Origin of the sequence: Ensifer sp. Root278 (assembly GCF_001429285.1) — a bacterium.
Taxonomy (GTDB): domain Bacteria; phylum Pseudomonadota; class Alphaproteobacteria; order Rhizobiales; family Rhizobiaceae; genus Ensifer.
In genome coordinates this window covers 52,614-64,580 of the sequence record NZ_LMJJ01000012.1, presented here as the reverse complement: position 1 = coordinate 64,580, position 11,967 = coordinate 52,614, and the positions used below count along the sequence as shown (strand labels likewise).

General features: G+C 62.2%; 15 protein-coding genes. 5 read left to right on the top strand and 10 right to left on the bottom strand.

All coding sequences use genetic code 11. The features are described 5' to 3' along the window. Window positions 1–64: 64 nt before the first annotated feature. From ASE60_RS11810 to gstA, 4 genes are all read right to left on the bottom strand, one after another. Complete coding sequence (locus tag ASE60_RS11810; RefSeq protein WP_057250465.1) at window positions 65–2,173, bottom strand: S9 family peptidase; 2,109 nt, start codon at window positions 2,171–2,173, stop codon at window positions 65–67. Between the two features lie 149 nt (window positions 2,174–2,322). Continuing rightward, window positions 2,323–2,535 carry a 4-oxalocrotonate tautomerase family protein gene (locus ASE60_RS11805; RefSeq protein WP_057250463.1) on the bottom strand — a complete coding sequence of 71 codons (213 nt, stop codon included), beginning with the start codon at window positions 2,533–2,535 and terminating at the stop codon, window positions 2,323–2,325. A gap of 10 nt (window positions 2,536–2,545) precedes the next feature. Continuing rightward, complete coding sequence (locus ASE60_RS11800; RefSeq protein WP_057250461.1) at window positions 2,546–2,941, bottom strand: nuclear transport factor 2 family protein; 396 nt, start codon at window positions 2,939–2,941, stop codon at window positions 2,546–2,548. Next, window positions 2,938–3,552: a glutathione transferase GstA gene (gstA, locus tag ASE60_RS11795; RefSeq protein WP_057250459.1), complete on the bottom strand. Its 615-nt coding sequence runs from the start codon at window positions 3,550–3,552 to the stop codon at window positions 2,938–2,940. Before gstA ends, ASE60_RS11800 begins: the two co-directional genes overlap by 4 nt. 136 nt (window positions 3,553–3,688) lie before the next feature. Here gstA and ASE60_RS11790 point away from each other — a divergent pair, with 136 nt between their 5' ends. Continuing rightward, window positions 3,689–4,093, top strand: a complete 405-nt coding sequence (locus ASE60_RS11790) for a helix-turn-helix domain-containing protein (protein ID WP_057250457.1) — start codon at window positions 3,689–3,691, stop codon at window positions 4,091–4,093. 25 nt (window positions 4,094–4,118) lie between these two features. Here the strand turns inward: ASE60_RS11790 and ASE60_RS11785 are convergent, their stop codons facing one another. Beyond that, the gene (locus tag ASE60_RS11785; protein WP_057250456.1) at window positions 4,119–5,039 is read right to left on the bottom strand and encodes a LysR family transcriptional regulator; all 921 of its coding nucleotides are present in this window, start codon (window positions 5,037–5,039) and stop codon (window positions 4,119–4,121) included. Window positions 5,040–5,188: 149 nt separating this feature from the next. Between ASE60_RS11785 and ASE60_RS11780 the strand changes: the two genes are divergently transcribed. Next, the gene (locus ASE60_RS11780) at window positions 5,189–5,461 is read left to right on the top strand and encodes a DUF2798 domain-containing protein (protein WP_057250454.1); all 273 of its coding nucleotides are present in this window, start codon (window positions 5,189–5,191) and stop codon (window positions 5,459–5,461) included. 146 nt (window positions 5,462–5,607) lie between these two features. On the opposite strand, the gene ASE60_RS11775 is transcribed toward ASE60_RS11780, so the two are convergent. From ASE60_RS11775 to ASE60_RS11765, 3 genes are all read right to left on the bottom strand, one after another. Next, window positions 5,608–7,398, bottom strand: coding sequence for a right-handed parallel beta-helix repeat-containing protein (locus tag ASE60_RS11775; protein ID WP_156414632.1), 1,791 nt, complete (start codon window positions 7,396–7,398; stop codon window positions 5,608–5,610). 14 nt (window positions 7,399–7,412) lie between these two features. Beyond that, complete coding sequence (locus ASE60_RS11770; RefSeq protein WP_057250451.1) at window positions 7,413–7,631, bottom strand: hypothetical protein; 219 nt, start codon at window positions 7,629–7,631, stop codon at window positions 7,413–7,415. Between the two features lie 220 nt (window positions 7,632–7,851). Continuing rightward, window positions 7,852–8,691, bottom strand: a complete 840-nt coding sequence (locus ASE60_RS11765) for an SDR family oxidoreductase (protein WP_057250449.1) — start codon at window positions 8,689–8,691, stop codon at window positions 7,852–7,854. 133 nt (window positions 8,692–8,824) lie between these two features. Between ASE60_RS11765 and ASE60_RS11760 the strand changes: the two genes are divergently transcribed. Continuing rightward, window positions 8,825–9,181 carry a helix-turn-helix domain-containing protein gene (locus ASE60_RS11760; protein WP_057250447.1) on the top strand — a complete coding sequence of 119 codons (357 nt, stop codon included), beginning with the start codon at window positions 8,825–8,827 and terminating at the stop codon, window positions 9,179–9,181. Window positions 9,182–9,241: 60 nt separating this feature from the next. Here ASE60_RS11760 and ASE60_RS11755 read toward each other — a convergent pair whose 3' ends face one another. Beyond that, window positions 9,242–10,105 carry a VOC family protein gene (locus ASE60_RS11755; protein WP_057250445.1) on the bottom strand — a complete coding sequence of 288 codons (864 nt, stop codon included), beginning with the start codon at window positions 10,103–10,105 and terminating at the stop codon, window positions 9,242–9,244. Between the two features lie 305 nt (window positions 10,106–10,410). Here ASE60_RS11755 and ASE60_RS11750 point away from each other — a divergent pair, with 305 nt between their 5' ends. Both ASE60_RS11750 and ASE60_RS11745 read left to right on the top strand, forming a co-directional pair. Further along, entirely contained in the window at window positions 10,411–10,833 is a 423-nt protein-coding gene (locus tag ASE60_RS11750) for a universal stress protein (protein WP_057250443.1), read from the top strand. A gap of 62 nt (window positions 10,834–10,895) precedes the next feature. Then, the gene (locus ASE60_RS11745) at window positions 10,896–11,240 is read left to right on the top strand and encodes a TraR/DksA C4-type zinc finger protein (RefSeq protein WP_057250441.1); all 345 of its coding nucleotides are present in this window, start codon (window positions 10,896–10,898) and stop codon (window positions 11,238–11,240) included. Window positions 11,241–11,292: 52 nt separating this feature from the next. On the opposite strand, the gene ASE60_RS11740 is transcribed toward ASE60_RS11745, so the two are convergent. Continuing rightward, window positions 11,293–11,730, bottom strand: coding sequence for a GNAT family N-acetyltransferase (locus ASE60_RS11740; RefSeq protein WP_057250439.1), 438 nt, complete (start codon window positions 11,728–11,730; stop codon window positions 11,293–11,295). Window positions 11,731–11,967: the final 237 nt, after the last annotated feature.

Sequence of the window (11,967 nt, the reverse complement as noted above, 5' to 3'; positions counted from 1 at the left end):
ATTCCATAAGCTAGAGCGGGATGCGGGCGGAAAACCGCATACACTTTTCCTCATCCCGCACTGGTTACATCCTGCCGGCGACCTTGATCGCAAAGGCATACTCGAAGGCGATCTCTTCGAGCCGCTGGAAGCGCCCGGACGCGCCGCCATGGCCGGCATCCATGTTGGTCTTCATCAGGATCGGTTCGCTGCCGGTGGTCTTCTCGCGCAGCCGCGCGACCCACTTTGCCGGCTCCCAATAGGTGACGCGCGGATCGGTGAGGCCACCGAGCGCGAGGATCGCCGGGTAGGACTTTGCGCCGACATTGTCGTAGGGCGAGTAGCCGGCGATGATGTCGTAGAATTCGCGGCTTTCGATCGGGTTGCCCCATTCCGGCCATTCCGGCGGGGTCAGCGGCAGCGTGTCGTCGAGCATGGTGTTGAGCACGTCGACGAAGGGCACGGCGGCGATGATCCCGGTGAACTTCTCCGGAGCCATGTTGGCGATAGCGCCCATCAGCATGCCGCCGGCCGAGCCGCCCTCGGCAACGATCTTTGCGTAGGATGTGAACTTCTGCTGATTCAGATAGTCAGCGGCGGCGATGAAATCCTTGAAGGTATTGGTCTTCTTGGCCATCTTGCCGTCTTCGTACCAGGCAAAGCCGCGATCCTTGCCGCCGCGAATGTGGGCAATGGCGTAGACGAAGCCGCGATCGGCGAGCGACAGGCAATTGGTGTTGAAGCCGGCCGGAATGGTGATGCCGTAGGCGCCATAGCCATAGAGCAGGCAGGGGGCGGAGCCGTCGAGCGGCGTGTCCTTGCGATAGAGCAGCGTCACCGGCACTTCAGTGCCGTCCCAGGAGGGGGCGAAGACGCGCCGGGTGACATAGTCGTCCGGGTTGTGGCCGGAAGGCACCTCCTGGGTCTTCAGCAGCGTGCGTTGACGCGTCGCCATGTCGTAGTCGAAGAGCTGCGACGGCGTCGTCATCGAAGAGTAGGAGAAGCGGATGACGTCGGTATCGTATTCGGCGGCACCCGAAAGGCCGAGCGAATAGGCCTCTTCGGCAAAGGCGATCGCATGTTCCTCGCCGGTCTTTCGGTCGCGGATGACGATTTCCGGCAGACCTTCACGCCGCTGCAGCCAGACGAGATGACGGGCATAGGCCATGTGGCTGAGGATCAGCGTGCCCGGCTTGTGCGGCACCACCTCGCGCCAGCTCTCTTTGCCCGGTGCATTTACCGGCGCTTCCAAGATCTTGAAGTCCTTGGCGCCGTCGGCGTTGGTCAGGATGTAGAAGACGTCGCCGCCCTCGGTCATCGAATATTCGAGACCGGTGACGCGCTCGGCGACGAGCTTCGGTTCTGCCGTCAGGTCGCTGGTCGAAAGCAGCCGATATTCGCTCGTCTCGTGGTCATGGATGTCGATGTAGATGAAGTCGTCGAGCAGCGAGCCGCCGACAGACATGAAGAAGCCCGGATCGTCCTCTTCATAGACCAGCCGGTCGTCCGCCTGGCTGGTGCCGAGCACGTGATGGAAGATCTTCGATGGCCGGTGGTTGTCGTCGAGCACGGTGTAGAAGAAGCTCTTGCCGTCCGGCGCCCAGGCGCCGCCACCGCCGGTGTTCTCGATGATATCGGTCAGGTCCTCGCCGGTGGAGAGATCGCGAACCCTCAGCGTGAAATATTCCGAGCCCTTGTCGTCATAGCCCCAGATGCCGAGGCTGTGGTCGGTCGAGTGGTCGAGGCCCGCGAGGCGGAAATAAGCCTTGCCCTCGGCCTCCTTGTCGCCGTCGAGCAGCAGTTGGCGGATCGCCTCGTCCTTGTGGTCGCCGTTGCGCGGAATGCGGAAGTAACGCGGCTGCTCGCCGCCGGTGACATAGGCGTGGCCGTAGGCAAACGGGCCGTCCTTGACCGGTATCGAGCTGTCGTCTTCCTTGATCCGGCCGCGCATCTCGGCAAACAGCGCCTTCTGCAGCGCCTTCGTGTCGTCCATGGCCGCGTTCATATAGGCGTTTTCCGCTTCCAGGTGCTTGCGGATTTCCGGATCGAGGATCGAGGGATCGCGGAACATCGCTTGCCAATTGTCCGCGCGCAGCCAAGCGTAGTCATCGGTGCGGGTAATGCCGTGGCGCGTGTCGCTCACCGGCTTTTTTGCGGCGACGGGAGCTTTGGGGAGGTTGCTGAATACGGACAAGATGCGTCTCCGGGATCAATGCGGCGGGAGACAATGAGATAGAGAGCCTGTCGAAAGCGATCAAGCGCAAACGAGCCGCCCAACGGATGTTGGCCATCGGGCGGCTGAGTTGCCCCTTCCTCCTTTGGTGGAGAAGGGGCCTCGTTCAGCTAGGACTTTTCCCCGACCTTTCGCCGGTATTCGTCAACCGGCAGTCCGCCGACACCCCAGTCTTCGAGCGCTACTTCGTCGATGACGACGAAGGTGGTGGCGGGGTCCTTGTTGAGCACCGTTTGCAGCAGATCGGTCACGCCCTTCATGAGGGCGGCCTTCTGTTCGGCGGTCGCGCCCTCGCGGGTGATCTTGATGTTTACATAGGGCATTTGCATCTCCTCATTTCGCGGGCTTGATGTCGTAGTGGAAGACCTTGGCGATGATCTGCCAGCGGCCGTCTACGAAGACAAGAGACAGAAGATCGGTGAAGGCCTTTTCGCCGATAGCGCATTGAACCTTCGCAAGTGCCGTCACCGGTCCCGCAAATTCGATCGAAAGGATCCGGTCGGCGCGCTCCTCGCCACGGCTTTCGGGCGAGGGACGCTTGTCGACAACAGGGAAATACCTGTCCATGTCGAGTTCCAGCAGGGTGCCGTCCGTCGCCGTAGCGTAGAGTGCCTTCGGATGGAAGACCTGCTTGAGGATGCTGGTGTCACTTCGGTAGAGCCCATCGAAGTAGCCTTGCAGCACCTCGACGATGGCGGCGAATTGCGGATCGTTCGGGGCGCCACTCATGCCGCGATCAGCCCTTCGGCTTGCATTGCCGCCTGCACGGACGGGCGCTGGCCGACCCGTTGCATATAGGCTGTCAGGTGGGGCCAAGGGCCAAGCGAAATACCCGTGACGCTCGTCCAATTGACGACGGTGAAGAGATAGGCGTCGGCTACGGAAAAAGCGTCTCCGAGCAGATGGGCGCGCCCATCGGATAGCAGCGTCTCGACGTTGCCGAGGCGTTTGCCGACCTGCGCTGCGGCGGCTTCCTTTGCGTCGGCGCTCGCCGTCTTGCTGAACAGTGGCGAGAACGCCTTGTGCAATTCGGAAGCGATGAAGTTCAGTTGCTCCTGCAGGCGAGTGCGCTCCAGCGTACCGTTGGCGGGCGCCAGCCCGGCCTCAGGAAAACGGTCGGCAATATATTGCACGACGGCCGCACCCTCAGTGACGACGTCGCCGGTTTCCAGCACCAGCGCCGGCACATAGCCTTTGGGATTGATCGCCTTGAAATCGGCGCCGCCTTCGGTGAGGTGGGTCGTGGTGTCGACCTTGACGATCTCAAAATCGACGCCGGCCTCGCGCAGGCTGATATGGGGCGAGAGCGAGCAGGCGCCGGGGGCATAAAAAAGCTTCATGGCCAAATTCCTTTTGCAATGGTGGTCTCTGTCGAAGACGGGCGGAACCTAACCTCAGGCGATAACTTTTGTATATGAGATAACTTTATGTTACCGATGTTTCCGGTTTCCCCGCGGTAACTGGAGAATTTTGCCCATGAGCTTGAAAATTCGAAAGAATAGGGCCGCCCCCTTGCCGCCTACCTGCCCGGTCGGCGAGTGCATGGTCATGCTCGGCGGCGCCTGGGCGCCCAACATCATCTGGTATCTGAGCGGCGGTCCGCGTCGCTTCAGTGAGCTCAAGATTGATATCCCCGGGATATCGGCGAAGGTGCTGAGCACACGACTGAAGGAGATGGAGGAGAAAGGCGCGATCGAACGGCGGATCGTGCCAACGTCACCGCCTTCGGTCGAATACAGGCTCAGCGACCTCGGTGAGGAATTCGTGCCGGCGATCCATGCGATCGTCGAAGTCGGCAATAAACTCAAGCTTCGCCGCGAGGCAAAGCTCGCGGAGGAAGCCGACCAGCAGAATGTCCCGCAGGCGGTGCCCGCCTTATAGCGTGGCTACCGGGCGATTGTGACGGCTACCACCGGCCCTTGAGCGACTGCACCGCATGGTCGATGAACGCCCGAACCTTCGGTGTTTCCGCCTGGCGATCGGCAAAGCAGGCATAGAAGTCGAAGGGCTCGTGGTCGGTGTTGGCAACGCCTTCGCGAGGTGCGCCGCCAAACAGCGGCACGACCAGGCCGCGCTCCATCAGCGGCGCTGCGATAAAGGCTCCGAGGCGGGTGATGCCGGCGCCGGCGATCGCCATTTCGGCAAGCGTGTCGATGTCGTTGCTGACGATCGTCGCTTTCAGTTCCGGCTCGAAGCGCAAGCCGTCGCGGGTGAATGCCCAGCGAAAGATGCGGCCGTGCCCGGCATAGCGATAGACGAGGCAATCGTGGTGGATGAGGTCTTCCGGCCGTTGCGGACGGCCGCGCCGCTCCAGATAGGATGGCGCGGCGCAGATGATCATCGGCACGGAAGCAAGCTTGCGGGCGATCAAGCCCTGTTCCAGTTGCAGACCGAAGCGCACGCTGATGTCGATCCCTTCGCCGATATGGTCGATCTCCCGATCGGTGACGACGAGTTCGATCGAGACATCGGGATATTTGGCAGCGAAGGACGGCACCAGGGGTGCCACGACATGGCGGCCGAAGGCGACAGATGAAGCGATCTTGAGCGGTCCGCGCGGTTCGGCGTTGAGCGCCGAGACGGCAGCGGCTGCAAGCTCCAGTTCATGAACGACACCGCGTACCCGCTCGTAATAGATCCTGCCGCTCTCGGTGAGCCCGAGCTGGCGGGTTGTCCGGCTGAGCAGCCGACTGCCGAGCGTACGTTCAAGCCGCGCAATGTTCTGGCTTGCCGATGCGGGGGTGATCCCCAGCTTTCGCGCGGCCGCGGCGATGCTGCCCTCTTCGACGCTTCTGACGAAACTCTCCACCCCGCGCAGCGTGTCCATAATCCCATCCATCGAATATTGGTATCTATTCGATGGTTTTGCCTATTTCTGAAGGAGGCTGCAATGGCCTACATCGCCGCAGCGCGATCCGTATAAGTTCGGTCCGAAGCGAGGGGGTGGTCCCCTCGGTCATCTCAGGAGAGCTTCTGATGGAAGACACCCTATCGGCTCCGCGGATCGCGCGTCGCCGCAAGTTGCCGCCCCGAGCGGCGCCCATCGCCTTTGCCTTCTTCATGTCGGCGATCATGGCGTTTCTGATGTGCTGCGTCATCGTCGGCGCCAACACAGGCATCGATGCCGGTTATCCGGCCCGCGTGCTCAGCTCCTACGGACTGGCAATGCCCGTCGCCTTCATCTGCGTGCTTCTCGTGCGACCGCTCGTTGCCAGGCTCGTCGGCGCAGTCTGCCGCCTGCCGGTCTGACAGGGCACCGTCCCGGAAACCGGGAGGGGCGGTCCCCCGCATCGCCGGTGACCACCCGGTCACCTTCGAGTGCCGTCAACCAGAATAGGTCAACCCGATCGGAACAAAGAGAAGCCACGCCCAGCTGTCCGGGCGTGGCTTGCGCGTTATCGGCAACGGGCCGCGGCGTTGCCCTGGTCGAGTTTGGTAGCGTTGACTGTCAGCACCGAGCCGGGCGACTGGGTGATCGTTCCCGCCGACCAGCCGTTGTCGAGCAGGCAATCCTTCGGCGTGTTGGTGACGCTGACATTGCCCGTAATGTCCTCGGTCGGACCGGAGAAGTAGAGGCCCGCCTTGCCGGCCTTGTCGACCGTCATGTTCTTCAGCACGATGTCGCGCACCGGTCCTCCCAGGAACTCGTATTCGTTGCCGTAGATGTAGGCGCCATAGGTGCCGGCATTGGTAACGGCGACGTCCTGAAGCGAGATGCCCGAGACCGGATTGAAGAAGATGCCGGCATTGCGCGTGCCGTCGACCGTCAGGCCCTTTACGTTGACGTCGGTGGTCGTCGCATCGAGGTTCGGGCTGGAAACGAGCATCAGGCCGTTGATGCCGCCCATGAGCCGCATGTCGTTGATGGCGACATTCGAAGTGCCTTGGAGCACCACGAGATCCATGTCGCGATCCTGCTTGGAATTGTCGACCGAGACACGATCGAGTTTGACATCCTTGCCTGCGACGAGCAGCACACCTTCGCGGCGGGAGTTGCTGATCGTCACGTTGTCGATCGTGACGTTTTCCGTGCCGGTGACCAGCTCATAGTCTGTCCGGCCGACCTTCCTGAATTCGCCGCCGGCAAAGACGCCGTAGGTCACCTTGTCGATCGAGGTGTCGCGTACTGTCACGTGGCGGCTGCCGACGGAGCTGACGGCGGCAAAGGGCGCCTTGTTCGGATTGTAGATCGAGAATTCGCAGGTCGTGTTGTTTTCGCAGATGAAGAGATCGTGGATGCGGCTGTCCTGAACCAGCGCGCCATTGACCCGCGTAAAGCGAACGCCGTCGTGATTGGTGGCGGAAATATCGACGTTGTCGATCGTCACGTTCGCTGCATCGGTCGCCGAGATGCCGGCGAGACCGCCGCGGACCGCAAGCGACGAGACCGTGCTGCCGCTTGCCATCGCGATCACGTCCTGGGCCGGATTGTAGCCGGTGATCGTCGTGGCCGCGCCGTCATTGACGAAGGTGGCCGTCGCGCCGCTTCTTGTGCCGCGCACGGCAAGCGCACCGCCGCCGCCGAGAAGTGTCTGGCCGTTGCCGAGTGCGAGCGCTTGGTCGACGCCGAGATTGCCGTCGGTGAGGATCAGCGCGTTGGCGCCCGCAGCTCCGATCAGGGCGTTGATATCAGAGGCACTGCCCGAAGCCGAGGAAACTGTGACGACCCGTCCGGCGTTGCGGCCGCTGTTGGCGAGCTGGGCCGCTTCGATGTCGCCGGTGGCGCCTGCGTGGGTGTGGATCCTGGTCGACCTTTCGACACGTTGCGTCATCGGGTCGAAGGCGTTGCCGGTCGAACCGGTCGCTCCGAACGGAATGCGCAGCCGGGCCATGACGGCGCCCTTGAGCTTGTCCTCGTTGTCATAGGTGCCGGTGACGCCGAGCGAAACCGTCGAGCCGTCGGAGAGGCCGGGCAGGTCGGCGAAGGTCAGCTCCGCACGCAGCTTGGCGCCGAACATGTCGTCGAGGTTGCGGCCGCCATACCAGTAGCTGCCGCCGAAGACCTTGAGCTGCACCTTGGAGTCTTCCTCGAACACCGGCAGCCGGCCGCCGATTTCGGCATCGATGCCGCGCCGCGCCCGTTCCTTGCCTTCCTGGAAGACGAGCACGTGGTCGCGCACGTAGGCCGTATTGAACGCGCTGAGTGATTTGGCACCCGTCAGCGGCAGGTAGAAGTTGCCGCGCATTTCGAGGTCGCCGCTCAACGCCTCAAGGCCGCAATCGCGCCGCGTGTATCGATGAAAATCGCATTGCCCGAATCGAGCACGAAGGGCAGGAAAAAGCCGCCACTGGCACCCGAACCACCGCTGAAGAAGCCGCCTTCGATCTCCGCCTGGGGGCGGAAGTCAACGGCCAGGGCAGGGCTTGAAAGCAGGGTGCTGCTTGCCAGGGCAGCTATAAAAATATTCTTATTTTTCATATCATTAACTCCGCATGTATGTGGCCTTGGGCGAGGCCACTTGGGCATGCGGTTAAGATATGTGAGTAAAATACTCAAGTTTATTGATCGACTAAGCAGCGGCTATCCAGCGACGTGTTGACGCAGGACTTCAAAAAGCTTCATCCGCAACTTTAGGAATATATAGTTCTCTGTCGGCATGCCGCCCGCCAGTCGGCGGGCGGGAGCGATCAGATAGTGGCTAGCCTTTGAGCGCCGCGATGTTGTCCTTGGCGTAGGTCTCCACGCTGCGCGGCTCATGGCCCGTCATCGTCTTCACGTCGCCGGTCGGTTTGGCGACCCAGCCCTCGCGCACCGGATAGAAGATGGAGGCAAGGAAGCGGGCATAGTCCGCCGGCACGCCGGCAGCTGTCAGAATGTCAACGAAGGTATCGTCGTCGACCGGTGCATAGGCGATCGGTTTGCCGGTGACGCGCGACAGGATCGCGGCGGCTTCGTCGTAGCTCAGCGCCTCCGGGCCGGTGAGATTGTAGGCGCGTCCGTTGAAGGCGTCGCTCGTGAGGGCGGCTGCCGCACATTCGGCGATGTCGCGCGTATCGATGAAGCTCGTCTTGCCCTCGGCCGCCGGCACGGCGATAGCGCCATGGCGGATGCCCTCGATCCAGTAGGTCTGGAAGTTGTCGGAGAACCAGTTGGGGCGAAGGATGACGAAGGGCGCGCCGGTCTTTTCGACAAGCAGTTCGAGCTGGCGGTAGGGGATCTTGTCATCCGCGTCGACGCCGATGACGGTCATCAGCACGATCTTGATGCCGCGTGCGGCAGCAGCGGTGACGATCGGGCCGAGCAGGCTCACCGGGTCGAGGTAACCTCCCGGCGTCAATACAAAGATGCGGTCGACGCCATTTAGCGCAGGCCCAAAGGTCGCGGCGTCCTGGTAGTCGAAGGCGACGGCTTCGGCGCCTTCGACCGGCGTCGCTTTGCGGGATGCTGCCTTGACCGTTTCCCCGGCTGCGATCAACGCGCGCACCACCTTGCTGCCGATCGTTCCATTTGCCCCGAGAACCAGAATCTTGCCTGCCATCGTCATGCTCCTTAGTATCAAAATGAAACCATATTGCGGATGGATACTAGATATAAATCCAGAAAAATGCTGTAAAGGAGGCAGGTTTTGGTGACATGGTTTCCGGCCGGAAACCGCCGTGGGGGCGTGCCTGATGGAATACGACGTCTATATCCAGACTTGCCCGACCCGCTTGGTGCTGGACCGGCTTGCCGACAAATGGGCGGTCCTGGTGCTCGGCAAGCTTGACGAACAGCCGGTGCGCTTCAATCAGCTGAAGCGCGAGATCGATGGCATTTCGCAGAAGGTGCTGTCGCAGGTTCTAAAGAAGCTGGAGCGCGACGGTCTCGTCAGCCGCAGCGTCTATGCTACCGTGCCAGTGACCGTTGAATATGCGATCACGCCGCTTGGCCGCACGCTGACGTCGACGGTCGCCGCCCTGACGCGCTGGGCCGAAGACAACATCGAGGCGGTGCTGGAGGCGCAGCAAAAATACGACCGCAGCGCCTGAGGCGGCTGCGGCCGACGAGTTGCCGCAGACATCATTCGTCTGCAGCCCGGGAGAGAGGGGTCAGGCGACCAGCTTGAGGCCGATGCCCCAGGGGTCGATGAGGCTGTAGCCATCGCCGGCGCGGTTGACCGGAATTTCCAGCGCATCGAGCTTGGCAAGCGCCGCGGCGCGTTCGGCCGGGTCCTTGTACTGGATCGTATAGTCCGAAAGCCCGGTCATATGGCCTTCGCGCTTCGGTGCGCCACGCGAATTCCAGATGTTGGCGGCGACATGGTGGTGGTACTTGCCCGAACCGAAGAAGCTCGCGCCCGGATAGCGTGCCATCAGCCCGAGCCCCAGCACGTCGCGGAAGAACGCGTCGGCTTCGGGGATGTTGGAGACCTGCAGATGGATATGGCCGATGGCGGTTCCATCAGCCATGCCGTCCCAATTGTCCTTGGGTGCTTCGTCATAGAGCGCCTGGAGATTGAGCGGCAGCGTGTCCATGCCGACGGTGCCGTCGGGGTTGAAGCTCCATTCGGAGCGCGGCCGGTCACGATAGACCTCAATACCGTTGCCTTCGGGGTCGGCGAGGTAGATCGCTTCGCTGACCAGATGGTCGGAAGCGCCCTGTAGCCTGGTGTTGTTGTGGGCGGCGTGGGCCAGCCAACGGCCGAGCTCCCCACGATTCGGCACGAGAAAGGCGTTGTGGAAGAGACCCGGCGCATTGCGGGGTGCCCTGGCAGCGTTGCCCTCGGTTGTCAGGCTGAGGAGCGGGTGGCCGGCAACGCCGAGCGTTTCGCCGCTTTTGCTCGTTTCGATCGGCTTCAAGCCCATGATTTTCTGGTACCAGGCCGAAACAACGGGCAGATCCCGGACGACCAGATGTGCGTGGTCGACATGCGCAGGCATGGCAAGGGCGTGTTCGGTCGGGGTATCCGTCATGTCTGCCTCCTTGGGCGTCGAAACCGTAGCCGCTCTGCCGGCCCAGTTTCGTTGAAACTGTTGTCAGGAATATGGGCCGGCTCGTCCGTTCACGGAAGCCCGTCAGTCGCTTGATGTTGTGTTCGATGAGCGTTGACAGTGGTTGCCGTCGCCCTACCTCCATTTGAGTAGGGTCACGCGAGCGCGGCGCTTTCGATTTGATTTCAATCAAAGCCGGGAAAGCGGTCGAGGCGCAATCTCCAGACGAGGGATTGGCCCGCCACATCTGGCGCGGCGATCCATGAGGGCAACAGAAGGAGTACAGCATGTACAAGAAGATCATCGTCCCGATTGCCATGGATCAGCTCGAGCACGGCGAATCTGTGCTGGGCATCGCCGAGAAGCTGATCGACGAAGGGGGCGAGATTGTCCTGCTCAACGTTGTCGAAGATCTGAATGCCTATGCGCAGGGCTACATGATCGTCGATTTCCCGTTGGAGATGGTCGAGGAATCCCGCAAGCAGGCAAAAAAGACGCTCGAGGACATGAAGACCAAGCACGGGATCAACGGCCGTGTTGAAATTCGCACCGGCGGTGCTGCCGGCACCATCAACGCCTGCGCGAGCGAAGAGAATGCCGATCTGGTGATCATCGCCTCCCACCGGCCGGGCCTGATCGATTACTTCATCGGATCGACCGCGAGCCGCGTGGTCAGCCATTGCCCCTGCGCCGTACTCGTCGACCGGTAACCCACCAACAATAAGAGCGGCTGCGGCGCGATCCTGCGCCGCCACCGCCGAGGAGTCTTCAGATGGACAAGTTTGCGCTTGACGATTTTCGCAGCCGCCTCACCCACCGCAAGGAGGAGCTGCAGGGGCGGCTGGTCAAGATCGAGCACGATCTCGATGAGCCCATGAACGCCGATGTGCCGGATCGCGTGACCGAGCGGGAAGGCGACGAGGTTCTGGAAGGCCTCGGGCTTGCCGGGCAGGAAGAGATCCGCGCGATCGACGCGGCACTCGACCGGATCGCCGCCGGCACCTTCGGCACCTGCGTCCGCTGCGGCCTGCCGATTTCGTCAGCGCGCCTGCAAGCTGTTCCCCATGCGCCGCTCTGTCAGGAATGTGCGGCGGAGGTTGCCCGGGGCGGAAGATGAACCATCGAGCGATCGCCGCCGTGCCCGCAGCGGCGATCTTCGGATGGTTATCTTAGTTCGGCAGAAAGCGCCCCGGGATTACGGTCGATGCCATGACGCCGTCATCGACCGCGCCCATGCGGCGATAGAAATCGGCAGCGCCCGGATCGGCATCGATCGTCATGACCGTGGCGCCGCGGTTGAGCGCTGCTTTGACACACCAGGCGAAAAGGCTGCGGCCAATGCCAGTGGCGCGCGCGTCCGGATCGATGAAGAGCTTGTCGAGTTCGGCGATCTGGCCATCGGAGCGAACCTGCGCCAGACCGAGGATCCGCTCGCCATCGACGGCGATCTGCAGGTCCGAATCCTTCCAGTCCTCGGCCGTCAGCGTCAGCGCCGGACGGCAAGCCTCCAGGAAGGCGGCGTCGTATCCCCATACCGCTTTCGATCGCAGGCAAAGCTCGCTGAGCGCGGCCGCCAGTTCCGGCTGAGGGGTGCGCAACTTCGACATGGTTCTCCTCCCGATCGGCGTAATCTTGTCAGCGCATGTGGTCATCGCCGCGCCTGCGAACAAGGTCCCGCGCACTCAGCAGATATGTCATGCGATTGTTGTAATGCGTTGCAAAAGTTGATGCTTTCGCCACGCCACCATATCTTTGCGGCGGCCCAGGGCTGTGGCAGGATGGCGATGATGGCGCGACAGCTACGAGCGTGCCCGAGAAAAAGACAGAGACCCGGGAGAGGGATC